The organism is Nocardia sp. NBC_01503, from assembly GCF_036327755.1.
In the GTDB taxonomy this organism is placed as follows: Bacteria; Actinomycetota; Actinomycetes; order Mycobacteriales; family Mycobacteriaceae; genus Nocardia.
This window is the reverse complement of sequence record NZ_CP109596.1, coordinates 4,876,750-4,899,514: the sequence shown is the minus strand read 5'-3', so window position 1 is coordinate 4,899,514 and position 22,765 is coordinate 4,876,750. Positions and strand designations below refer to the sequence as shown.

Sequence of the window (22,765 nt, the reverse complement as noted above, 5' to 3'; positions counted from 1 at the left end):
TCGTGTGGTGAATACGCCTGTCGGCGTGTGATTTTCGAGTGAAGCGAAGTCAGGGCGCGGTATGCCAGCGCTCGCCGATGACGGCGTTCAACGCGCCTTCGACACAGACCAGCAGTGATGCCCCCGGGTGATCGGCGCTGCGCAGCCACTGCAGGTATCCGAATTCGGCGGCGGCGAGCATGAGGTGAACCAGCAGGCCGGGATTGGAGTCGGAGCGCGGATCGAGCGACATACGCTCCCCCACCAGCTCGACCAGTCGGGTGCGATGTTCGGGGGTGATGAGCGCGACGCGATCCAGCAGATGCGGGGCCGTGCGGAATGCCGCTCGCCACTGCTCCAGCTCGGCGGCGGCCAAGGTGGTGGACCTGGTCAGAATCGACTGTGCCAGTGCGATATCCGCCGACTCCCCGGCGGGCCGCTCCTCCAGCAACGTGGTGATACCCGCGCCGCCCTCGCGCACCGGATCCAGCAGCAGATCTTCCTTGCTTCGTACATGCCGGAAATAGGTGCTCGGCGAGATGCCCGCGGCTGCGGCGATCTGTTCGGTGGTGACCTCGTCGAATCCCTTGTGCGCGAACAATTCGAAGGCCGCGCGCTGGATCTCGGCGCGAATCTGACGGCGTTGCCGTTCCCGTAGTGACATCGGCACTCCTCCCACTCGTGCGCGGCCGCGGGACCCGCCACCGTGCCATGACAGTATCTGGCTATATGACAGGAACTGTCAAGAAGCGACTTGATGGCACAACGCGAACGGCCCCACTCCGGAGCGGGGCCGTATCGATCGCGAGGGCAGTGGTGTACTCGTTCCAGCGGGCGAGCACGCCCCCTTACTGTTCGACGGCTATGGCGGCCAACTCTCGAACGCGGGGATTGTCGGTGTCCTTGCGCCACACCAGAACGACCCGGGCATCGGGCATGCCGGTGAAGGGTACGAACACCACGTCGGGGTGCAGGAAGTGCCGGGCCATGGCGGCAGTGGTGACGAAGACGCCCGCGCCGTGCGCGACCGCGCCGAGCATCTCGGGTTCGGTGATGGCGGAGATGCCGCGGCGGATCGGGCGGCCCGACGGGGTGGTCTCCGGTGGCCAGAAGGTGCGGGCCAGCTCGGGCGGGACCGTATGCGGGGCGATGATCGTCATTTCGGCGAGGTCTTCGATATCCAGGGATTCGGCGGTGGCTCGCGGGTGGTTGCGGGCGATCGCCAATCGCCTTGGGAAGACGCCGATCTCGGGGCCGATGGTGAGGTCGCGCTGTTCGACCGGGAGCAGGCAGATCTGGACATCGACCTCACCGCGCCGGAGCGGTCCGTAGACATCGGCCCAGGACAGTTGGGTGAGGGTCACCGCGCATTCGGGGTAACGCTCGCGCAGGCGCTGTAGCGGAACGTCCAGGGTGCTGAAGTACGGGCCGAGGAAGCCGACGCGCAGTCCGTAGCCCGCCGCCCGGGTGCCGACTACCGCCCGGCGTAATTCGTCGAAGGCGGGTCGTACATCACGAAGTAGTCGCTCCCCCAGTGGATTCAGCTCCACGCGCCGACTGGTGCGCTCGACCAGCCGCCGTCCGACGCGGCGCTCCAGTGAGCGCAGCAGTTGACTGACCCGGGGCTGGGAAAGTCCCAAACGCGCCGCGGTGCGGCCGAAGTGGAGCTCCTCGGCCAGGACGACGAAGGCCTCCAACTCCAGGGGGTCGATGCGGCCGATCTCCACACCGGTCATGCGGACCACCCCGGGAGCCTGGTCTCGAGCCCGTCCAGAATGCGCTCCAGGCCGAATCGGAATTTGGCGTCGCGCGCCTCGACTACCGACGATTTCCCGCGCGCGGCAATGGATTCCCCGATGCGCGGATGTTCGCGGGCTATCCGCTCCAGTACCGGGAGCATGCTCGCGGCGCAGCTCTGTTCGTCCTGGCCGCTGCGGGCGACCAGGGTGAGCCAGGATGCCTCGCCGAGGCAGACGCCGACGACGTAGCCGAGCACGGTGCTGATGGCGAGATGGGCCTCGGCGATCGGGAACTCGGCGATGGCGAAGACGGTGAACAGGGATTCGTTGAGCCGCAGCATATTCGGGCCGAGATGGGCCAGTCCCGCGCCGGGTAGCGCCTCTGCGATCCACGGATGGCACAGGATCATGCGCCGGTAGCTCTCGGCGCAGACGATCACCGCCGGGCGCCACTGGTCGACTCCCTCGATCACGGGCACCTCGATATCGCCGTAGACCTCGTCGACGGCGAGCTCGATCAGCTCCTCGCGACTGGCCACATGGCGATACATGGAGGTCGCGCCGGCGTTCAGGCGGGTGCCCAGCGTTCGCATGCTCAGGGCCGCAATACCTTCGGCGTCGAGCAGTGCGATCGCCTCGGCGACTATGCGCTCTCGATTCAGGGCCGGGCGTGCGCGTTGCCTGGGTCGCGTCCACACCGACAGTCCGGGATGCGATGCCGACATGACGACCTCCTGCGGGACCTCCGCACGACGCTCCACCGCACCTCCGCTCCCGAGTCCGCGGTCCCGAGCGCCCGTCGAACGACCCGCATCCGGGCCGGTACGAGCGTAGCGCACACTGTGCGCATCTGCGAACGCTCATCGCAGGACGGCGGCAATGGGGACGGTGGATCCCGGCCGAAAGCGCACCGGGATGACGGAGGTCTTCCGCACGGGAAATCGGGTGGACCGGCAGCGCGGAATGTCAGGCGACCTGCGGCGCGAAACGTAGGGCGACCGGCAGCGCGGAACGTCGGCGGGACCGGCAGCGCGGAAAATCGGGAGGATTGCGTCGGAAGTCGGGGCGCGCGTTCGGATTCGGCGATGCGAAGGAGTGCTCAGCCGAGGCCGCGGCGGGCTATGGGACCCAGGGCGCTGAGGTCGAGATCGCCGGAGGCTTCGGTCCAGCCGGTGGCGCGGAGTTCGCCGGGGGTAGCGATGCCGAGGGCGTCGCGCAGGCCGATCACCACCGAGCGGGCGAGGTCGATCAGGCGGCTCGGAGGGATGGGCCAGAGCAGCGTATGCCGCCAGTTCTCTATTTCACGCTGCATGACGGGGGCGGTCCAGCCGAGTTCGCGTAGGCGCTGTGCGGCTGACTCCGGAATGGGTTCGGCGAGATAGTAATTACCGGTGAGCTCGGCCGATAGTCGGATGTCGAACTGCTGGAACTGAACGTATCGGTTTCCGGTGGAGGTAATGATCAGGGTGGCGCGCGAAGGTAATTCGGTAAGTGTGCGCCCCAGCGCTCTGGCGAACACGTCCCAGTCGGTCATTACCTTTTGTTCGTACTGCCCCCGGGTGCCCATCCTGGCCGATCATACGCCGTCAGATCGTCTGGGTCACCGAATAATGATGGCGCACTTGTGATCCAAACCAGGAATGCCTCCTGATCACCGCGGGGGCCGATCTTCGGCTACCGCCGGTGGTCGACGGTGCCGAGAACTGCGAGCGGACCGAATCCGAGCGCGTGCGCGGCGCGTTCGTCCGCCGTAAAGCTGTGTCGCGCAAGGAATTCCCGAAGAATGCGTACCGCCGCCATATCACTCCCGTTCTCGAATCCATTGCACCTGAGAGAACATTCTCTCAATCAAAAGACCAGGTGGCCGTTAATCTCTCGTGAAGAAACGGCACGTGGGCGATCAATCGGCGTGAACGACGTTCAGGCCGGGCGGGCAGGCCGAGTTCGCCGCGGCGGGGTTTTTCCGGTCGGCGGCCATGGCGGCCAGTTGATGGGCCGGGCACCGATCGCGCACATACTGAACCGCTGAGGCGGTTGCCACCGGGACGACAAGATGAGAAGATTCGAATGCAACTCTCTCATTCTGTCGAGGCGTGGCGCTTCGACGGGACCGTGATCAAAGGAGATCACCATGACCGCCGCCGTAGCGCCGATCGATCATGCGAACCGGGGAGCCCGACCGGAGCGCCGACCCTTCGAGCCGGACACTCGAATCTGGCAGGACACCGGGCTCATCACCTTCTCGCTGACCGCCGGATCGGCGTTCCTGCTGCAGACGATGGAGCCGACCATAGCGGCTGTGGTGGACGAACATTCGTCATTTCGCACCGATCCGATGGGCCGCGCGCTACGGAGTATCGCCTCGGTCATGATGTGGATCTACGGCGGCGATGAGGCGCTCGCCGAGGCGGATCGCCTGCGCGCCATGCACGCGAGCCTCAATACCGTCGACGCACACGGTGTGAAGCATCAGGCGCTGTCGTCGGGGCCGTGGGCGTGGGTGCTGCACACCGCGATCTTCGCGTTCGTCGAGGGCAACAAATACTTCTGCACCGAAAAGCTCAGCGATGACGCCAAGGAATCGTATTACCAGGAAGTAGTGCAACTCATGCGCAATTTCTCGGTGGCGCCCAAGGAGATTCCCGCCAGCTTCGCCGAATGGGAGCCCTGGTTCCGGGATCAGGTCGAAAATCATTTGGAGCCTACCGATGTGGCACAGGACTACCTGAAAGTGATCCGGAATATCGCCCCGCCCAAGCAGATTCCCGCGGCGCTGCGCCCGGTCTGGCGCGCCGCCACAACTCCCATCGGACGGATGCAGTACTTCTTCACCGTCGGCACCACACCCGAGGTAATTCGGGAAAAGCTCGGTCTCACTTGGACTTCGAGCGATGAGCGCAGACTGCGCGCCCTGAGCTGGGTCATCGGCCGCACCGTCCCGGCACTACCCGAGCGCGTTCGCTACTTCCCCATCGCCTACGAGGCGCGCCGCCTCGAGCGCGACCGCGCCCGACTGCGCCGAATCATCGACCTGCGCCCGATGTGATCAGCGCAGCGCGCTGATATCGCGCAGGCACACCCGATCATGCTGTGCCGCAGCGAAAGTGCGGCCGTCGGGGGCGAAGACCACCGGCGGCACCGCATCCGCGCCGAGCTGAACCCGCGCCTCGATATCCCACAGTCGCAGCGCCGCGGCATTGCCGACGATCAGCAGGGCGCCGTCGGCGCTGAAGGCAACCGAACGCACCGGCCCGGCATCGGCGGCGAGTGGGAAGCGGATGGACTGTCCGGTGTGCCGATTCCACAGCACCACCCAATCCTGATGTGCCACCGCGAATCTGCTGCCGTCGGCGCTGAACGCCGCCTCGACGTCGATGCCGATCGGTTCCATCGGGAGTACCAGTTCGACGCGATACCGGTCGTCCGCGTAATCCCAGAGCCGGGCCGCACGGTCACTGACGGTGAGCAGAGTCCGGCTGTCCGGGGTGAACAGGACCCGGCGCACCTGTTCACGCGGATGCTCCAGGGTGCCGCGGGCGGCCCCGAAGGGCGAACCGCGCCGCGACTCCCCCTTGCGGTAATCCCGCAGGATCACCTCGTCCCGACGGGCGGTCGCGACAATCGTGGCATCCGGGCTGAAGGCCACCGAGCTACAGCCGAGGCCGAAACCGGTATGCATCTCCAGCTTGCCGAAGGCATTGCGCCGGTGCGTATCCCAGAGCAGTACCGATTGACTGTTCGAGGTGGCCAGCACGGCCGCGTCCGGACTGAACGCGGGCATGGACGGCACCGCGGTGTACACGTCGTCGCAGAGTCGCTGACCGGTCTCGGCCTGCCACAGTCGCGCGTTCCGTCCGCTCGCCGAGGCGAGCAGACTGCCGTCGGGGCTGAATACCACCGCGTGCACCGCGAGATTCTCCGCCAGCGGATCACCGATCTGCTTGCCGGAGCGGGTATCCCAGATCCGCACCGTCTGATCGTCACCGCCGGTGGCGATGCGTGAGCTCCACGGATCGAAGGCGATGGCGCGCACGCGGCCGGTGTGCCCGATGAGATCGACCGCCATACGACCGGGTGGCGGCGCGGCGGGCTCGGGAGTCACGGGGGCGAGCAGATCCAATCCGGTATCCGGCCGATGCGGCGGATCCGGTTGCGGCGGAACCACAATCGTGGTCGCGGCGCGCACCGGTTCACGCAGTGCGGCGAACGCGGCCGCCGCCAGCGCTCCACAGGAGTCGTAGCGGTCGCCCGGCGCTTTGGCCAGCGCGGTGGCGATGACCTTGTCCAGCCCCTCTGGCATACCGGGGCGCACCTGCGTGATCTGCGGCGGCGGGGAGAACAGATGCGCGTTCACGATCGCGTACACGGTGTGCAGCGGGAATGGCAGCGCACCGCAGAGCAGGTGAAAGAGCGTGCAGCCCAGCGCGTATACGTCGGCGCGATGATCCACCGCACCACCGCCGAACTGCTCCGGCGCGGCATAGGCGAAGGTCGCCCGCACCGATCCGCTGGTGGTGGCGGGTTCACCCAGCCCGCGCGCGATGCCGAAGTCGGTGATCTGTACGTGCGGCTGCCCGGCATGCTCGCTCACCAGCAGATTCGCGGGTTTGACGTCGCGATGCAGCACGCCCTTGTCATGCGCGTAATCGAGCGCCGCGGCGGCCTGCCGCACGATCTCCACGGCCTGATACACCGGCAGCGGCCCGGTCCTGACCAGTCGCTCGGCATCCGAACCGGCCACGAAGTCCATTGCGATCCAGGGTGTTTCACCCTCGGTACCGCAGTCGTGTACGCGCACGATATTCGGATGCTGCAGCGCGGCGGTGAGTCGCGCCTCGCGCTCGAACCGCGCCCGCACCTTGGCATCGGCGCCCACATGCGTGGAGAGCACCTTGACCGCCACATCGGTGCGCAGTCGCGGATGCCGCATCCGGTACACCGCGCCCATCCCGCCCGATCCGGCGAGCTCCAGCACGGTATAGCCCGCGAATTCCGACCCCGGCTCGAGTGCCACCGGTTCCCCCGCCTTTCCAACCCCCGTACGACTGCCCGGGTTTCGGACGCCTCGAGCACGATTATGGCCGAGGTATCGGATATGCACCGCCCGATCAGGGACCGTACACCCTGTTTCCGGGGGCTGGTCTGCGCTGACGCCAGGCACCAAGGTCACTATGGTGAGCATGCGGATGGTGTTGTGGCGAGCCCTGGTCGGGCTGCTGCTGGTGCTGGGTGTGGTGGCGGTTCCGGGGCGCGCGGTCGCTGATCAGGGGTTTGTGTGGAAGCAGGAGTACATCACCGCGGCCGACGGGACACGGTTGCACGCCGATATCCTGCGGCCCTCGGGTATCGCCGACGATGCGAAGACGCCGGTGATCATGACCGTCAGCCCGTATCGCTCACACTTGGCGTACCTCACCGCACCGCGGCTCGAGGGCGGGCCGTCCACCGAGAATCTGCCGGTGTCGACGCTGCTGGCCGCCGGATACACCTATGTGATCGTGGATCTGCGCGGTTACGGCGGCTCCAACGGCTGCCCGGATTTCGGCGGGCCGGGTGAGCGATCCGATGTGAAGACCGCGGTGGAGTGGGCGGCCGGGCAGTCCTGGTCCACCGGCAAGGTCGGGTTGATGGGTGTGTCCTATGAGGCGTGGACCGGGTTGATGGGGTTGTCGGAGAAACCCGCCGGGCTGGCGGCGGTGGCGGCGTTCGAACCGGTGCCGGATCCGAACGCGTACCTGTACATGCAGGGCATCGCCTGGAAGTTCTCCGGAAAGCCGGTTACCGAAACCGGGGTGCGGCCGGGGGATTTCGCGGGGCTGGAGCATCTACTCATCGCCTCCACTCCGGCGCGCTGGGACGATTCCCCGGAGTATCAGGCGAATGCGGTCAGCATCGATCCCGCGTGCTATGAGAGCCTCGCCGCGCAGACCGAGAATCACGATGACTCGTCGGCGTTCTGGCAGGACCGGGATCTGGTGGCCAAGCTGCGCGGCAACACCATTCCGCTCTTCCTCGGCCAGGGCTTCATCGACTACAACACCAAACCGGATCGCGTCTTCCAACTCTGGAATCAGCTCGGCCCGGGTGAGCACCGGGCCTGGTTCGGACAGTGGGGGCATCGCACCTGCGAGGACAAGTGCGGCACACCGCAATTCACCTCAGAGCTGGTGGCCTTCTTCGATCGGCTGGTGGCGGGCAAGGATGTTCAGGTGCCCGGACCACGAATCACGGTCGGGCAGTTCGACGGTCGGTGGCGGTCCGAAAACCAGTGGCCGCCCGCCGATATGCGGCAGGTACCGGTGGATCTGCGCACCGGGACGTACACCGATCGCGGGCTGATTCCGGGCGCGGATCGCGAAATCTGGTCGGTGAGCCAGCCTTTGGCGCAGGATCAGCACCTCTCGGGTACCACGACCGCGACCCTCAGCGTGGACGGACCGCCGCAGGCGAGCGTCACCGTGGAGATGTACGACGTGGACCCGAGCGGGCGCGGCACGGTGATCACCCGCGGCATCGCACCCGCCACCCCGACCACTCAGCTGCGGCTGCTCGCACAGGATTGGCCGATCGCGGCCGGGCATCGCATCGCCTTCCGCATCACCGATGTCCTCGATGATGTGTGGGCGCATATCCCCTCACTCGCCAAGGTCACCGTCACCGCGGCGCGCGTACAGCTGCCGCTGCTCACGGCGGTGCGCACCCCGGATCTGCCGGGCGGGATCTCCGAGGGGATTCCGAAGTGGCGCAATGAAAAGTGGATCGCGGTACCCGCCGACGCACTGAACAATGCGACAGTGAACATCGACTTCCCGCCCAGGACAGGTGATCGATGACACGGACCGCACCCGGCAGCACCCCCACGGTGGACGATGCCACCGCCGAGCGGCTGGGCGCGGCGCTCCGTTGCGTGACCATCTCCCGGGAGGATCCCGCCGAGACCGACACCAGCGAATTCGACCGGCTCACAGCCCATCTCGAAGCCTGCTTCCCGCTGGTGCACCGGCACCTCCAGCTCGAGCGGTTCGGGCACGCCCGCCTCTACCGGTGGGCCGGGGCCGACCCCGAGACCCCGGAGCGGGTCGCGGCGATCCTGCTCGGCCATATGGACGTCGTACCCGTCGATGACGAGCGGGGCTGGACGCATCCACCCTTCGCCGGTGTGGTGGATGACGAATTCATCTGGGGGCGCGGCGCCATCGACGACAAGAGCCGGGTGATGGCCATACTGGAGGCCGTCGAATCCGCGCTGGCTGCGGGCGTACAGCCCAGCGGGACAGTGTATTTGGCCTTCGGACACGATGAAGAGGTGTTCGGGCTCGCCGGAGCCGGACGCATGTCCGCGCGCTTGCGCGCGGCCGGGGTGCGCGCGGAGCTGCTGCTGGACGAGGGCGGAGTCGTCACCACCGGAGTCGCACCGGGTGTGGGCGTCCCGGTCGCCACGATCATGGTGGGCGAGAAGGGTTTCGCCACCATCCGGCTCGCGGTGACCGCCATCGGCGGGCACTCCTCCATGCCCGGTCGCCAGACCGCCGTTGGGCGGCTGGCGCGGGCGGTGGCCCGGCTCCAGGATCATCCGTTCCCGCTGCGCCTGACACCGGTGACGCTCGACATGCTCACCCGGCTCCGGAGTGTCATGTCCGAACCGCGCCGCACCCTACTCGGCCTGGTCGGGGTCGCGGGCCCGGCGGTGGCCCGGGTGCTGGCGGCCCGGCCGACCACCGAGGCGCTGGTGCGCACCACCACCGCGCCCACCATGATCCACGGTGGCGTGAAGCCGAATGTGCTGCCGCAGCGCGCCGAGGCCTTCGTGAATTTCCGTATTCTGCCCGGCGATTCGGTCGACGATGTGCTCGCGCACTGCCGCCGCGTGGTCCGCGACGAACAGGTGACCGTCGAACTCGTCGGCACCGCGTCCGAGCCCTCCCCCGATCCGGCCGCCGGACCGCTCTTCGACCTGATCGCCGATCTCACCCGCGAGGTGGTCCCGGATACCGCCGTCACCGTCGGCATGGTCCCCGGCGCGACCGACTCCCGCTACTACGACGATCTCGCCGCCACCCGCTGCAACTTCGCCCCCATCGTGCTGACCGCACACGATCTGGAGCGCATCCACGGCACCGACGAACGCCTCTCCCGCGCCAACTACGCCCGCCTGATCACCTTCAATCGGCGACTCATCGACCGCCTCGCCCAACCTCGGGTGCGAGAATGACCCGGCGGATATTCGACCAGAGGGAGCGATGATGACCCGAAACGAGACCGGCGAGTTCCAGGGCAGTGCGGGGCGGGTGTTCTGGCAGGCCTGGCTGCCCGAGGGCGAACCGCGGGCCGTGGCGGTGATCGTGCACGGGTACGCGGAGCATTCCGGGCGGTACGCGCATGTGGCCGAGCGTTTGAACGACGCCGGAGTCGCGGCCTACGCGCTCGACCACACCGGGCACGGGCGTTCCGAGGGCGGGAAGGCGAATGTCGTCTCGCTCGACGGTGCCGCTGACAATGTGCGGTCGCTGCTGGATATCGCCGCGCGGGAGCATCCCGGACTGCCGCGGTTCGTGATCGGGCACAGTATGGGCGGGCTCACCGTCGCCTATCTCGCGACGCGCGCGCCCCTCGATGTCGCCGGGGTGGTGCTGTCGGGTCCGGCGATCGTGGTCGACGCGGGCAATGCGGTGCAGCGACTGTTCGCGCCGATCGTCTCCAAACTCGCGCCGACACTGCCCGTGGTGAAGCTGGATTCGAAATTGGTGAGCCGCGATCCCGAGGTGGTGCGCGCCTACGACACCGATCCGCTGGTGTATCACGGTGGGGTGCCCGCCCGCACCGCCGCCGAAATGCTCAGGGCCGGAACGTATGTGCTCTCGCATCTGAATCAGCTGACCGCTCCGCTGCTGGTGCAGCACGGCGCGGCCGATGGGCTGGCCTCGCCGGAGGGCGCGGATCTGCTGGAGCGGGACGCGGCCTCCAAGGACAAGACCGTCATCCGCTATGACGGTCTGTTCCACGAGATCTACAACGAGCCCGAGCAGGACAAGGTCATCACCGATCTGGTGAACTGGCTCGACGCGCATATCGCCTCGGCCTGATTCAGCCGGCGCCGGAGCCCTTCGAATGGGCTCCGGCGCAAGGTGTCTCGGCTATTTGTAGGCGCTGTCACCGTCTCGCACCCGGTCCGCGATCGCGGACGGCGATGCGGGTTCCTCTCGTTGTAGCGCTCAGAGACACAGGCGTGCAACGACTGCGCGGTGATCGGATCGCGGAATTGTGAGTGAACGGATCTCGGTGGCGTGCCCGCCCGCGACCAGTACCCGATCCAGGCCGAGTAGTGGACCCCAGGCCCGATCGTTCGGCCAGGTGGGAAGCGCGCCCACGCCGAGGAGTTCGGCGGCGTCGGCGTACCTGTCGTTCAACAGGTTCCGGTACGCGGAGTGGTCGAAGGTGGAGTTGAAATCGCCGCCGACAATGACCTTTCCGGGCTGCCGGTCGAGCAGGTCGCCGATGGTGCGTAGTTCATCGGTCCAGGCGCCGAAGTCGAGATTCGGTGGGATGGGATGGAATTGGAAGACCTCGACCCGGCCCAGGTCCGGGTGAATCATGGTGGCGCGCACATTGTTCAGCAGGAAACCGGTGAGCTTGGCACCCGACTCCAGGGGATAGCGGCTGAGAATGCCCGAGCCCTGACCGCCCTGCGCGGGCTCGAGGTACCGGTACGGCAGGACCTCCGCGATGCCCGCGTTGTCCAGCCGGGTGACGATCTCGGGTGTCAGCTCCTCGAGGGTCAGCGCCTCGACGCGATTCTCCCGCACGGCCCGCACCACCGCGTCCGCGTCCGCCAGACCGAACAGCAGATTCGACTGCATGACGGCCACATCCACACCCGGCGGGGCGCTACCGTCCGGCCACAGCATCGGCAGCTGCGACCACAGCGCGGCGGCGGTCACGAGTGTGGCGGCGATCGCACTGCGCCACGCCCGGGCGAGCAACAGGATCAGCAGTCCGAGAACCGCACCGATCATCAGATACGACGCGAACGACGCCGCGAGCACCAGTGCCTTCGACGACCCCGAGCTGTAGTGCAGACCGACACCGGTCAGACCGGCGGCGAGCGCGATCCAGCCCAGCACCACCCCGATCCATCCGAACCACCCCCGGCGACGTGCGGGCCGACCGCCCCAGCGCAGTCCGAATCGGCCGCGGGGCCGTTCTCCCGACCCCTCCGCGTCGAATTGCCCCGGGCGCGGCTGCGTCCCACCCGGTATCACCACGGTGACGTCGGCCACGCGCTGCTGTTCGACCACTACTCCCCCATCCCGGCGTTGTCCCGCCACCCTCACCAGTCACGACCACCGCGGTGTACTCGCGGGCCAGGGCCGACAATTCCGCTGAAACCCCCACGACCGCGCGGCCGCCGACCACCCTACTGCACTGCGGGAACGCGCTGACCTGCGTGCGACCCGCGCGTAAATGACCGGCGCGGTGGGGCATCGACGTGGCACAGTCGGTGGACGTGAGCGATTACCGGGTTCTGAACCGCGACAATTGGGATGAACGCGCGCCGCTTCATGCCGCCTCCTCCGACTATGCCCTCGACAAATTCCGCACCGACACCAGCTTTCTGAGCGAGGTGGTGCGATTCGATCTGCCACTGCTCGGCGATATTCGCGGACTGCGCGGGGTGCATCTGCAATGCCATATCGGCACCGACACACTGTCTTTGACCCGGCTCGGGGCGAATATGACCGGGCTCGACTTCTCCTCCGCATCGCTGGCGCAGGCGCGGAAGCTGGCCGAAGACGCAAGTGCGGCTATCGAATACGTGGAATCCGATGTCTACGAGGCCGTGCATGTCCTCGGCGCGGGGCAATTCGATCTGGTGTACACCGGGGTGGGCGCGCTGTGCTGGCTGCCCGATATCCGGCGCTGGGCCGAGACCGTGGCCACACTGCTGCGCCCGGGCGGGCGGCTGTTCATTCGTGAAGGGCATCCGGTGCTGTCCGCGATCGACGAGACCCAGCTGGATCGGCTCGTCATCGGCTACCCGTACTTCGAGACCGCCGAACCGATGGTGTTCGACGACGGGAGCACCTATATCGAGACCGACGGGGTGATCACGAAAACCGTTACCCACGAATGGAATCACGGTCTGGGTGAGATCGTCGGCGCGGTGCTGGCCTCGGGACTGTCCCTCACCGGATTGGTCGAACACGCCACCGTGCCGTGGAATGCCCTGCCCGGACGGATGGTTCCCGACGAGGGCGGGGAATGGCGGCTGGCCGAACACTCCGAACGGCTGCCGCTGAGCTTCACCCTGCAAGCCCGGAAGGACTGAGGCGCGCACGACGCACGCGCTCGCATTCCGCGGGTCGCCGATGTCGCCCCGGACGTCCGCCGATCCCGCCGAGACGAATCCCGCCGATGCGGTGCGGGAACCACTCGCCCGCGCGCCGCGTCCAAAACGGTGAGGGAAGGGAGGTTCGATGAATTCGAATCGATCACGCGCACAGGCGGAGCGGGCTCAGCAGGGCGCGGAGCGTGAGCAGCGAAGGATCTCGCAGGGCGGTGTCGATCCCGATTACATCGAACGGCTCGAACACTTTCCGGGGATGTCACACGCGGAGATCTACGCGCACGCCCAGACCATGGATCCCGGGGCCATGCGGGCGCAGGCCGCCGTCTGGGTGGATATCGCGGACAGTCTCTCCGGCGCGATCACGGGGCTGCACAGCACCGTCCAGTCCGCCCTCGCCGCGGGGATGCGCGGGCATATCGCCGATGCCGGAGCCCAGGCGGCGCGGGACTTCGTCCAATGGGCCACCGATATCACCGAAATCGCGCACAGCACCGGGCATCGCATACTCGCCGCGTCCTACGGGGCCGAGGCGGTCCGGCGTACGGTGCCACCGCCCGCCGCCGGTGTCACCGGCCCCTCCTCGGCCACTGTCGCCGCAATCGTCGGCGATCCGCCCGGCGACGCACACAGCCGCGAGGCGGCCCGCGAAGAGCTCCGACAGGTCGCCATCGCCGCCATGGAGGCCAACTACATTCCGACGTATCCGCCCGCCGGATCGGGAGTTCCGGCCTTCGGCTCATTCGCCGTGGCCGATGGTGCGGCACCGGGTGACGATGCGCCGGAGGGCATCTCGTCGAGCGGCACGAATTCGCTTCGGGGCCTGCCGCACCGCGCGGACCCGGCGGATTCGATGCACCCCACCGTGGACAGCGGCGCACGACGATCGGGCAACCCGAATCAGACAGCCGCACACAGCAATAACGGGCAGCCCAGTACGGCCGACGGGGCGACGGTATCCAGCGGCGCGCGGTCCGAGGAAGACACCTCGCCCTCATCCGCCGCGCAGAACCCGGGCACGAACGCCGACCGTTCCACGGCGCTCACCTCGCCCGCGAGTACCTCGGACAGCGGAAACCCGCTGTCCGCAACGGCTTCCACCGACCCGCAACGCGCGACACCCCGAGCCCCGAGCGGTTTCCCCGTCGGGTCCCCCACTCCGCATACTCCGAGCGGCCTCCCCATCCCCGGCGGATCACTCATTCCTCGTTTTCGGAACGATCTTCCCGCGCAACCCGATCCGGGCCGCAGCTACCCGGCTCCGCCCCCCTCCGGAAAGCCCGCCACCCCCACACCTCCCACCACCGCGCTCCGGTCTGCCGCCCCGTCGATGGGCCTGCTCCCCGGCATGCATCCCGTATCGGGCGGCCCCGCCTCGGATTCCGACAGCTCCCATCGCACGCCGGATTGGCTGGTCCGCGATCGTCAGCAAGAACTCCTCGGCACCCCGCCCCCGGCGGTCCCCGCGGTCCTCGGAGCCGAAATCCCTTCGGCCAGAACAGACCTCACCTCAGACCCCGAAGCCCTCCCCTGATCGCCGAGCTGGGCGGCATGAAGCCGCAGAGTCATCCCGGCGCGATCCAGGCCGGGATGACGAGCGGTGACATCGCGCATCGAAGCTCAGTGGGTCCGAAGCCGATCAGTCGTGGGTGGTGATCGAATAGACCTTGCGCAGTGTCTCGTGCACGGTCCAGGTGGTGCGATCACCTTCACGGAGCACACATGCGTCGCCCGGACCCACTTCCAAAGTCGCGCCGCCCTCGATCGCCACCGTGGCCCGCCCCGACAGCACCACGAACAGCTCATCGGCCTCGGTATCGGTCACCACGCCGGGCGTGATCTGCCAGATCCCGTGCGTCCGCGCGCCGTCGGCGGACTCCCACAGCACCAGTCCCGACACCTCGGGCGTGCCCGAGATGATCTGCGCGGGATCGAGCGGATCCGGCGTCAGCTCGGCGTCGGGGACATTCCGGACGAACGACGGAATCAGCTGCTCAGCGACACTCATGAGTATCGAGCCTAATGCCGTGTCCGGCCGCGACGGCCCGACGGAACGTATGGGCTGCCCGGGCGAACGATACGTTCCGTAGCCCCTATTCGCCGCCGAAGACTCGCTCCACGACCGTCTTGGCTCGCCGGGTCACCCGCATGTAGTGGTCGAGGAATTCACTGCCGTCGTCATTGGGCCAACCGGCGACCCGGGCGACCGCGGACAACAGGGTGCCGGGGCCGGGCAGCTGGTCGGCGGGTTTACCGCGGACCAGGACCAGGGCATTGCGGGCCTTGGTGGCGGTGAGCCAGGCATCGCGCAGGAGGGCGACATCGGCGGGGTCCACCAGATCCGCGGCCTCGATGGCGTCGAGGCATTGCAGGGTCGAGGTGTTGTGCAGCGCCGGGACGGCGTGCGCGTGCTGGAGCTGCAACAGCTGAACCGTCCACTCGACATCGGCGAGACCGCCGCGGCCGAGTTTGGTGTGGGTGGCCGGATTCGCGCCGCGCGGCAGGCGTTCGGCGTCCACGCGCGCCTTGATGCGCCGGACTTCGCGAACACCCTCGGCGGACATACCGCCCGCGGGATAGCGGACCGGGTCGACCGTATGCAGGAAGCGGACACCCAGTTCGGGGTCACCGGCCACCTGCCGGGCGCGCAGCAGCGCCTGCACCTCCCAGGGCTGTGCCCACTGTTTGTAGTAGGCGGCGTAGGCGGCGAGGGTGCGGACCAGTGCGCCATTGCGCCCCTCGGGGCGCAGGCCCGCGTCGACCTGAAGCGGCGGGTCGGTGCTGGGCGCGCCGAGCAGGCGCTGGACCTGTTCGGCCACACCGATCGCCCATTTCACCGCGACCGTCTCATCCACGCCGGGGCGCGGATCGCAGACGAAGAGCACATCGGCATCGGAGCCGTAGCCGAGCTCCATACCGCCGAGGCGGCCCATGCCGATGACGGCGAAGTCGGCGGGTTGCGTTCCGCTGGAACGGATTACGGACTGGAGGGCGGCCTCCAGGGTCGCGATCCACACCGAGGAGAGCGCCTCGCAGACCTGCGGTACCTCGAGCATGCCCAGCACATCGGCCGAGGCGATGCGCGCGAGTTCATGCCTGCGCAGCGAGCGGGCGGTGGCGACGGCGCGCTTGGGGTCCTCGTAACGCCTTGCGCCGGAGAGGATTCCGCGCGCGACATCACCGATGGCGGGAGCCAGCAGCAGTGGTCCGTTCGGTCCGTCGGCGTACATGCGGATGGTCTCGGGCGCGTTGATCAGCAGATCCGGCAGGTACGCCGACGAGCCGAGCACGATCATCAAACGCTGGGCGATGGCACCCTCGTCGCGGAGTTCGCGCAGGAACCAGATCTCATTGTCCAGGCCCTCGGAGACCCGGCGGTAGGCGAGCAGTCCGGCATCGGGATTCGGTGTCTCCCCGAGCCATTCGAGCAGGGTGGGCAGCAGCAGCGCCTGAATACGGCCCTTGCGGCCGACCTCGCCGGTGAGCGCCTTCAGATGACCGAGCGCGTTCTCCGGTGCGGCATAACCCAGCGCCGCCAACTGCCGGACGGCCGCCTCCGGACTCAGCCGCAGCGAGTCCGCGTCAAGGCGCGCAACCGATTCCAGCAGCGGACGGTAGAAGAGCTTGGCGTGCAAGCGCCGCACCCGCACCGCATTGCGTCGGATCTCGCTGGTGAGCACACCGACCGCGTCCTGGCGGCCGTCGGGGCGCATGTGCGCGGCGCGCGCCAGCCAGCGCATGCCCTCCTCATCCTCGGGCGCGGGCAGGGTGTGCGTGCGCTTGAGCCGCTGCAACTGCAGGCGATGCTCGAGCAGGCGCAGAAACTCGTAGGAGGCGGTCAGATTCGCGGCATCATCGCGGCCGACATATCCGCGCGCGGCGAGTGCGCCCAGCGATTCGACGGTGCCCTGCGTATGCAGCGCCTCATCGGCCTTACCGTGCACCAATTGCAGCAGCTGTACGGCGAATTCGACATCGCGCAGACTGCCATGCCCGAGCTTGAGTTCGCGCTCGCGCATATCGGCGGGCACCAGATCCTCGACGCGGCGGCGCATGGCCTGCACATCGGTGACGAAGTCCGGGCGCTCCGAGGCCGCCCACACCATCGGCATGAGCGCTTCCCGATACTGCTGGCCGAGATCGAGATCGCCGGTGGCGGGGCGCATTTTGAGCAGTGCCTGGAACTCCCAGGTGCGCGCCCAGCGCTTGTAGTACGCGATATGCGATTCCAGGGTGCGCACCAGCGCACCCGCCTTGCCCTCGGGGCGCAGTGCGGCGTCGACCTCGAAGAACGCGGCCCCGCCGACGCTCATCATCTCGGCGGCGAGCCGGGTGGTGGTGGTATCGGCGGGTTCGGCGACGAAGATGACGTCCACATCGGAGACGTAATTCAACTCGCGCGCACCGCATTTGCCCATGGCGATCACGGCCAGCCGCGCGGGCACCTCACGATCGGGGCAAACCCGCGCGACCGCCACCGACAGCGCCGCGGTCAAGGCGGCATCGGCGAGATCGGTGAGATGCCAGCCGACCTGCTGGTACGGCAGTACCGGTTCATTCTCGACGGTGGCGGCGAGATCGGTGGCGGCCAGCAGCATGAGCTCATCGCGATACCGCTTGCGCAGCAGCGCGACCGCCTCCGGCCCTGCGATTCCGGCACGGAACAGCATGGGCCCGGCATTGGGCCCGGTCTCCGGCGTCGCGTGCACGGCATCGAGCAGTGCGGTGAGCACCTCGTCCCGCGAGGGCAATTCGGCGCGCAGCAGCAACCGCCAGGCGGCCGGATCGGCCACCAGATGATCGCCGAACGCACTCGACGATCCGATCAGCGCGAAGAGCCGCCCGCGCAGCGCCACATTGCTCCGCAGCGCCGAATCCAGCGCACCCCAGTCACTTCCGAGCTGCTCCCGCAATCGCATGAGCGTCAGCAGCGCCAGATCGGCATCGGGTGAGCGGGACAGCGCCCACAGCAGTGGAACGCTCTCGACGTTGTCCCACGCCAACTCTCGCAGTGAATCGGCGGCCGACGGCTCGAGTAAACCGAGCCGTCCGACACCGGGGACAGCGGAGCGGGTCGTCGGTGGCCGGACCATGTCGTTCAAATTACATGTCACATTCCGTAAGCGGACGATCGAACCCTCCGATACCAGACATCGTTGCGCGCTTGCCGCCCGACCGCCTCCACACCGAAGCCCCCGTTCCACTCACCCACACAGTTCGCGACCGTCCCGGTTCTGGACTGAGCGCGGCGGAGGAGCGGAAGGAGGGAAGAACCAGGACTCCAGGGCCCCGAACCCCGCCCGCAGCGAAGCGAAGGGCCGAAAATGCAGCCCCGAACCCGCCCGAAGCGAAGGGCCGAATTCGCCCGTAGTGCAACGACCGTCAAGGTTCGCGGCCGTCCCGGTTCTGGACTGAGTGGAGCGGAGGAAGGGAGGGAAGAACCGGGACTCCAGGGCCGCGAACCCCGCCCGCAGCGAAGCGGAGGGCAGAAACTACAGCCCGAGGTATTCCTTCAGCTCGTAGGGGGTCACCTGATTGCGGTAACCCGCCCATTCGCGGCGCTTGTTGCGCAGGAAGAAGTCGAAGACGTGCTCGCCCAGGGTCTCGGCGACCAGTTCGGACTTCTCCATATTCTTGAGCGCCTCGTCGAGGCTGGCGGGCAGTTCGCGGAAGCCCATGGCGCGACGCTCGGCGGCGGTCAGCGACCACACATCGTCCTCGGCCTCGGGCGGCAGGGTGTAGCCCTTCTCGATACCGCGCAGACCGGCCGCGAGGATAACCGCGAAGGCCAGGTACGGGTTGCAGGCCGAATCGGGGCTGCGGACCTCGACGCGCCGCGAGGACGACTTGTTCGGCGTGTACATCGGAACGCGAACCAGTGCCGAACGGTTGGAGCGACCCCAGGACGCGGCGGTCGGCGCCTCACCACCGTGAATGAGTCGCTTGTACGAGTTCACCCACTGATTGGTGACGGCGCTGATCTCGTGCGCGTGCTCGAGAATGCCCGCGATGAACGCGCGCGCGGTCACCGACAGGTTGATCGGGTCGTCGGGATCGTGGAAGGCGTTCTGCTCACCCTCGAACAGCGACATATGCGTATGCATCGCCGAACCCGGGTGATCGGCGAAAGGCTTGGGCATGAACGTCGCCCGCACGCCTTCGTCGATGGCCACTTCCTTGATCAGGTAGCGGAAGGTCATCACATTGTCGGCCATGGAGAGCGCGTCCGCGTAGCGCAGGTCGATCTCCTGCTGGCCGGGTGCGCCCTCGTGATGGCTGAACTCGACCGAGATGCCCATGGACTCCAGCGAGTCGATGGCATGCCGGCGGAAGTTCGGGGCCTCGTCGTGCACGGCCTGGTCGAAGAAGCCGCCCTGATCCACCGGGATCGGGGTCGAGCCGTCATGCGGGCCGGGCTTGAGCAGGAAGAATTCGATCTCCGGGTGCACATAGCAGCTGAAGCCGAGGTCGGCGGCCTTGTTCAGCTGGCGACGCAGCACATGCCGCGGATCCGCCCAGGACGGTGAACCGTCCGGCATGGCGATATCGCAGAACATGCGCGCGGAGTGCTGATGCCCCTTCGAGGTGGACCACGGCAGCACCTGGAAGGTGGACGGGTCCGGCCTGGCCACCATGTCCGCCTCGGAGACCCGGGCAAATCCCTCGATGGCCGAACCGTCGAAGCCGATGCCCTCCTCGAACGCGCCCTCGAGCTCGGCGGGTGCGATGGCCACGGACTTCAGATAGCCCAGCACATCGGTGAACCAGAGCCGCACGAAACGAATATCGCGCTCTTCGAGCGTGCGGAGGACGAATTCCTTCTGACGGTCCATGACCGCGAGCGTAGGCAGTCGGAGTTAAATCCGTGTTACATGCGACGCCCAACTCGCGTCGCGATCCGAGAGATTCGGTTCCGAACCCTCGAAAAGCGGGTTCGGGGGCGTTCGACACGCCCCCGAATCGCGGGATTCCGGCTCAGCAGGTGAGTCCGGCGGCGGGCTCCTTCAAGTCCACCAGGTACGCGATAACCGGGTCGTCCACGCACTCCACACCCGAGAGCGACACGGTATGGCGGTCACCGTTGAAGGTGATCAGGGTGGCTTTCAACTGATCCGCCAGATCGACACCGGCCTGGTACGGGGTGGCCGGATCGTTGGTGGTGGAGATCACCACGGTCTTGGGCAGATCCGGAATCGAAAGCCGGTGCGGGGTGCTGGTGTTGGGCACCGGCCAGATGGCGCAGAGTTCCAGCGGTGCGGCATCGCTGCCGTGCGCGTCGTCCAGGAACGGTGCGCCCTTGCGGTATTCGGCATCCTGTTTGGCGGCGACGGCGCGATCGGTGATCGGCGGATCGTCCACACAGCGAATGGCATTGAAGGCATCGGCGCTGTTGTCGTAGGTGCCGTCATCGCGGCGGCCGTCGTACATATCGGCCAGGGCCAGCAGGGTGTCGCCCTTTCCGGCGACGAGTTCGCGCAGACCCTTGGTCAGCGCGGGCCAGTACCGGTTCGAGTACAGCGTCTGCTGCACACCGGTGATGGCGTCGCCGTAGTGCAGGCCGCGCGGATCATCGGTGGGAACGGGCTTGTCCCACAACGGATTCATCAGAGCGCGGAAGCGGGCCACGGCCTGCGCCGGATCATTGCCGAGCGGGCAGTCCTGCTTGGTGGCGCAGTCCTGGGCGTATTTGTTGAACACGCTCTGGAAGCTGGTGGCCTGCAGCACCGACTCCTTGACCGGATCCTGCGACGGGTCCAGTGCGCCGTCCAGTACGAGCGCGCGGACCTTGTCCGGGAACTTCTCGGCGTAGGCGTAGCCCAGGCGGGTGCCGTACGAGTAGCCGACATAGCTGAGCTTGGCATCGCCGAGCGCCGCGCGGATCACGTCCATGTCCTGCACGACCTCGCGGGTGCCGACGTGCGCGAGGAAGTCCTTACCGGTGCGCTCGACGCATTTGTCCGCGTACTGCTTGTTCTCGGTCTCCGCGGCGGCGATACCCGAGGGCGAATTGTCCTTGGGCGCCTCGGCGCGCTCGGCATCGTTCTCGGTGGCGGTGAGGCATTTGATGGACGGCTGCGAGGCGCCGATGCCGCGTGGGTCGAAGCCGACGCGGTCGAAGCGCTCGGACAGTTGGGTGTTGTCGGCGATATTCACCATGGATATGCCCGGCACACCCGGTCCGCCCGGATTGAACAGCAGCGACCCGATCTTGGTCCCGGTGGCCTTGATACGCGAGATCGCGATCTTGGCGGTCGCGCCGCCGGGATTGTCGTAGTCGACCGGCACGGTGACGCGGGCGCACTCGGCCCCCGCGGGCATCTCGTCATCGCCGAAGTCGCTACAGCTCCCCCACTTGACCTGCTGGTTGTAGTACTGCCCCATATCCTTCGGCGCGGTGGCCGTCGGGTTACCTTCCACCACCGTGGAGCATCCGGCGGCGGTCATCACCAACGCCGCCGCTATCAGCACGGCTCGGTTGGTTCGCATCAAGACCATTCCCCGATCGTGCCATCCCGCTGTACGCACCCTCGAATTCCCTTCGGTTACCGCGACGCCGCGCTAAGTGGATCGCCTCCGCCGCACGCTTCCGCAACAACGCGGGAGCAACGCAAAGAGTTCGGAGCGGCGAGCGCCCGCGGGTGTGAGCAATTGCATCCGGGCGGGGACCTGCCGCGATGGCACACTGAGAGGCGTCAGCAAAACCCGGGGACCCGCTCATGGGCCTCGAGGATCGACGAAAGGGACGATGATGTCCGTATCCGATGCGGAGACCCCCGCCTACGGTGCAGCACCCGCCAAGACCGCCAAGCGCAAGACCCGTGTACAGCATCTGCAGCAGATGAAGAGTGAGGGTGAGCGCTGGTCCATGCTCACCGCCTATGACTACTCCACCGCCCGGCTCTTCGAAGAGGCCGGTATCCCGGTACTGCTGGTCGGCGATTCCGCCGCCAATGTGGTGTACGGCTACGACACCACGGTCGCCATCTCGGTCGACGAACTGATTCCGCTGGTGCGCGGTGTGGTGCGCGGTGCGCCGCATGCGCTGGTGGTGGCGGATCTGCCGTTCGGCAGCTATGAGTCCTCCCCGGAGCAGGCGCTCGCCACGGCCGTCCGATTCATGAAGGAGGGCGGCGCGCACGCGGTGAAGTTGGAGGGCGGCGAGCGCATGGCCGACACCATTGCCAAGATCACCGCCGCCGGCATCCCGGTGATGGCGCATATCGGCTTCACCCCGCAGAGCGTCAACACCCTCGGCGGTTTCCGCGTCCAGGGTCGCGGTGACGGCGCCGAGCAGCTCATCGCCGATGCCATCGCGGTACAGGAGGCCGGGGCGTTCTCGGTCGTGATGGAGATGGTTCCGGCCGAGCTCGCCGGACAGGTCACCCGCAAGCTGACCATTCCGACGGTCGGCATCGGCGCGGGCGCGGACACCGACGCGCAGGTGCTCGTCTGGCAGGACATGGTCGGCTACACCTCCGGCAAGACCGCCAAGTTCGTCAAGCAGTTCGCCGATGTGGGTGGCCAATTGCGCAGTGCCGCAGCCACTTACGCGGATGAGGTGCGGCGCGGAGTATTCCCCGGCCCGGAGCACAGCTACTGATTCGGCACACCGGTACCGAATAGGAGAACGCCCCCTCGGACAACCGAGGGGGCGTTCTCATAGCCGTACGCTATCGATTACGGGTTCCGCACTGTCTTCACA

Annotated in this window: 18 protein-coding genes; 8 read left to right on the top strand and 10 right to left on the bottom strand. The window is 67.4% G+C overall.

Features of this window, described 5'->3' with window-relative positions:
- Positions 1 to 49: 49 nt before the first annotated feature.
- From OHB26_RS22000 to OHB26_RS21985, 4 genes are all read right to left on the bottom strand, one after another.
- The gene (locus OHB26_RS22000) at positions 50 to 643 is read right to left on the bottom strand and encodes a TetR/AcrR family transcriptional regulator (protein ID WP_330179160.1); all 594 of its coding nucleotides are present in this window, start codon (positions 641 to 643) and stop codon (positions 50 to 52) included.
- A 184-nt stretch (positions 644 to 827) separates the two neighbouring features.
- Positions 828 to 1,715 carry a LysR family transcriptional regulator gene (locus tag OHB26_RS21995; RefSeq protein ID WP_330179159.1) on the bottom strand — a complete coding sequence of 296 codons (888 nt, stop codon included), beginning with the start codon at positions 1,713 to 1,715 and terminating at the stop codon, positions 828 to 830.
- On the bottom strand, positions 1,712 to 2,443 hold the full coding sequence (locus OHB26_RS21990; RefSeq protein ID WP_330179158.1) for a TetR/AcrR family transcriptional regulator C-terminal domain-containing protein: 732 nt from the start codon (positions 2,441 to 2,443) through the stop codon (positions 1,712 to 1,714). The genes OHB26_RS21995 and OHB26_RS21990 overlap by 4 nt, the downstream gene beginning before the upstream one ends.
- A 374-nt stretch (positions 2,444 to 2,817) precedes the next feature.
- A complete protein-coding gene (locus OHB26_RS21985; RefSeq protein ID WP_330179157.1) occupies positions 2,818 to 3,252 on the bottom strand; it encodes a TY-Chap domain-containing protein in 435 nt (144 codons plus the stop codon).
- Between the two features lie 149 nt (positions 3,253 to 3,401).
- Between OHB26_RS21985 and OHB26_RS21980 the strand changes: the two genes are divergently transcribed.
- Positions 3,402 to 3,599 carry a hypothetical protein gene (locus OHB26_RS21980; protein WP_330179156.1) on the top strand — a complete coding sequence of 66 codons (198 nt, stop codon included), beginning with the start codon at positions 3,402 to 3,404 and terminating at the stop codon, positions 3,597 to 3,599.
- 250 nt (positions 3,600 to 3,849) lie between these two features.
- The gene (locus tag OHB26_RS21975; RefSeq protein ID WP_330179155.1) at positions 3,850 to 4,764 is read left to right on the top strand and encodes an oxygenase MpaB family protein; all 915 of its coding nucleotides are present in this window, start codon (positions 3,850 to 3,852) and stop codon (positions 4,762 to 4,764) included.
- On the opposite strand, the gene OHB26_RS21970 is transcribed toward OHB26_RS21975, so the two are convergent.
- Entirely contained in the window at positions 4,765 to 6,732 is a 1,968-nt protein-coding gene (locus OHB26_RS21970; RefSeq protein WP_330179154.1) for a WD40 repeat domain-containing serine/threonine protein kinase, read from the bottom strand. It lies immediately after the preceding gene.
- A 166-nt stretch (positions 6,733 to 6,898) separates the two neighbouring features.
- On the opposite strand from OHB26_RS21970, the gene OHB26_RS21965 reads away from it, so the two are divergent.
- Genes OHB26_RS21965 through OHB26_RS21955 form a run of 3 tightly spaced genes read left to right on the top strand, consistent with a single transcriptional unit; the run spans position 6,899 to position 10,801 of the window.
- Complete coding sequence (locus OHB26_RS21965) at positions 6,899 to 8,551, top strand: CocE/NonD family hydrolase (RefSeq protein ID WP_330179153.1); 1,653 nt, start codon at positions 6,899 to 6,901, stop codon at positions 8,549 to 8,551.
- Entirely contained in the window at positions 8,548 to 9,930 is a 1,383-nt protein-coding gene (locus OHB26_RS21960; RefSeq protein ID WP_330179152.1) for a M20 family peptidase, read from the top strand. The genes OHB26_RS21965 and OHB26_RS21960 overlap by 4 nt, the downstream gene beginning before the upstream one ends.
- 28 nt (positions 9,931 to 9,958) lie before the next feature.
- Positions 9,959 to 10,801: an alpha/beta hydrolase gene (locus OHB26_RS21955; RefSeq protein WP_330179151.1), complete on the top strand. Its 843-nt coding sequence runs from the start codon at positions 9,959 to 9,961 to the stop codon at positions 10,799 to 10,801.
- A gap of 129 nt (positions 10,802 to 10,930) precedes the next feature.
- Here OHB26_RS21955 and OHB26_RS21950 read toward each other — a convergent pair whose 3' ends face one another.
- A complete protein-coding gene (locus tag OHB26_RS21950) occupies positions 10,931 to 12,013 on the bottom strand; it encodes an endonuclease/exonuclease/phosphatase family protein (protein WP_330179150.1) in 1,083 nt (360 codons plus the stop codon).
- Between the two features lie 209 nt (positions 12,014 to 12,222).
- Here OHB26_RS21950 and OHB26_RS21945 point away from each other — a divergent pair, with 209 nt between their 5' ends.
- Both OHB26_RS21945 and OHB26_RS21940 read left to right on the top strand, forming a co-directional pair.
- Positions 12,223 to 13,044 carry a class I SAM-dependent methyltransferase gene (locus OHB26_RS21945; RefSeq protein ID WP_330179149.1) on the top strand — a complete coding sequence of 274 codons (822 nt, stop codon included), beginning with the start codon at positions 12,223 to 12,225 and terminating at the stop codon, positions 13,042 to 13,044.
- Between the two features lie 148 nt (positions 13,045 to 13,192).
- Complete coding sequence (locus OHB26_RS21940) at positions 13,193 to 14,596, top strand: hypothetical protein (RefSeq protein ID WP_330179148.1); 1,404 nt, start codon at positions 13,193 to 13,195, stop codon at positions 14,594 to 14,596.
- Between the two features lie 105 nt (positions 14,597 to 14,701).
- Here OHB26_RS21940 and OHB26_RS21935 read toward each other — a convergent pair whose 3' ends face one another.
- The 4 genes from OHB26_RS21935 to OHB26_RS21920 all read right to left on the bottom strand — a co-directional run bounded on the left by OHB26_RS21935 (position 14,702) and on the right by OHB26_RS21920 (position 21,549).
- Positions 14,702 to 15,070 (bottom strand): cupin domain-containing protein, encoded by a 369-nt coding sequence (locus OHB26_RS21935; protein ID WP_330179147.1) that lies wholly within the window; start codon positions 15,068 to 15,070, stop codon positions 14,702 to 14,704.
- A gap of 85 nt (positions 15,071 to 15,155) precedes the next feature.
- Positions 15,156 to 18,155 carry a bifunctional [glutamine synthetase] adenylyltransferase/[glutamine synthetase]-adenylyl-L-tyrosine phosphorylase gene (locus OHB26_RS21930; protein ID WP_330179146.1) on the bottom strand — a complete coding sequence of 1,000 codons (3,000 nt, stop codon included), beginning with the start codon at positions 18,153 to 18,155 and terminating at the stop codon, positions 15,156 to 15,158.
- A 399-nt stretch (positions 18,156 to 18,554) separates the two neighbouring features.
- Entirely contained in the window at positions 18,555 to 19,895 is a 1,341-nt protein-coding gene (locus OHB26_RS21925) for a glutamine synthetase family protein (RefSeq protein WP_330179145.1), read from the bottom strand.
- Positions 19,896 to 20,037: 142 nt separating this feature from the next.
- Positions 20,038 to 21,549, bottom strand: coding sequence for an alpha/beta hydrolase (locus OHB26_RS21920; protein WP_330179144.1), 1,512 nt, complete (start codon positions 21,547 to 21,549; stop codon positions 20,038 to 20,040).
- 262 nt (positions 21,550 to 21,811) lie between these two features.
- Between OHB26_RS21920 and panB the strand changes: the two genes are divergently transcribed.
- The gene (gene panB, locus OHB26_RS21915; protein ID WP_330185739.1) at positions 21,812 to 22,663 is read left to right on the top strand and encodes a 3-methyl-2-oxobutanoate hydroxymethyltransferase; all 852 of its coding nucleotides are present in this window, start codon (positions 21,812 to 21,814) and stop codon (positions 22,661 to 22,663) included.
- The last annotated feature ends 102 nt before the right edge of the window (positions 22,664 to 22,765 follow it).

What these genes read in the sequence shown, in the direction of transcription:
- OHB26_RS21990 (WP_330179158.1), bottom strand. Translation starts at nt 2,443, where the DNA reads ATGTCGGCATCGCATCCCGGACTGTCGGTGTGGACGCGACCCAGGCAA.
- OHB26_RS21940 (WP_330179148.1), top strand. Translation starts at nt 13,193, where the DNA reads ATGAATTCGAATCGATCACGCGCACAGGCGGAGCGGGCTCAGCAGGGC.
- OHB26_RS21975 (WP_330179155.1), top strand. Translation starts at nt 3,850, where the DNA reads ATGACCGCCGCCGTAGCGCCGATCGATCATGCGAACCGGGGAGCCCGA.
- OHB26_RS21955 (WP_330179151.1), top strand. Translation starts at nt 9,959, where the DNA reads ATGATGACCCGAAACGAGACCGGCGAGTTCCAGGGCAGTGCGGGGCGG.
- OHB26_RS21920 (WP_330179144.1), bottom strand. Translation starts at nt 21,549, where the DNA reads ATGCGAACCAACCGAGCCGTGCTGATAGCGGCGGCGTTGGTGATGACC.
- OHB26_RS21930 (WP_330179146.1), bottom strand. Translation starts at nt 18,155, where the DNA reads ATGGTCCGGCCACCGACGACCCGCTCCGCTGTCCCCGGTGTCGGACGG.
- OHB26_RS21925 (WP_330179145.1), bottom strand. Translation starts at nt 19,895, where the DNA reads ATGGACCGTCAGAAGGAATTCGTCCTCCGCACGCTCGAAGAGCGCGAT.
- OHB26_RS21935 (WP_330179147.1), bottom strand. Translation starts at nt 15,070, where the DNA reads ATGAGTGTCGCTGAGCAGCTGATTCCGTCGTTCGTCCGGAATGTCCCC.
- OHB26_RS22000 (WP_330179160.1), bottom strand. Translation starts at nt 643, where the DNA reads ATGTCACTACGGGAACGGCAACGCCGTCAGATTCGCGCCGAGATCCAG.
- OHB26_RS21995 (WP_330179159.1), bottom strand. Translation starts at nt 1,715, where the DNA reads ATGACCGGTGTGGAGATCGGCCGCATCGACCCCCTGGAGTTGGAGGCC.
- OHB26_RS21960 (WP_330179152.1), top strand. Translation starts at nt 8,548, where the DNA reads ATGACACGGACCGCACCCGGCAGCACCCCCACGGTGGACGATGCCACC.
- panB (WP_330185739.1), top strand. Translation starts at nt 21,812, where the DNA reads ATGTCCGTATCCGATGCGGAGACCCCCGCCTACGGTGCAGCACCCGCC.
- OHB26_RS21985 (WP_330179157.1), bottom strand. Translation starts at nt 3,252, where the DNA reads ATGACCGACTGGGACGTGTTCGCCAGAGCGCTGGGGCGCACACTTACC.
- OHB26_RS21965 (WP_330179153.1), top strand. Translation starts at nt 6,899, where the DNA reads ATGCGGATGGTGTTGTGGCGAGCCCTGGTCGGGCTGCTGCTGGTGCTG.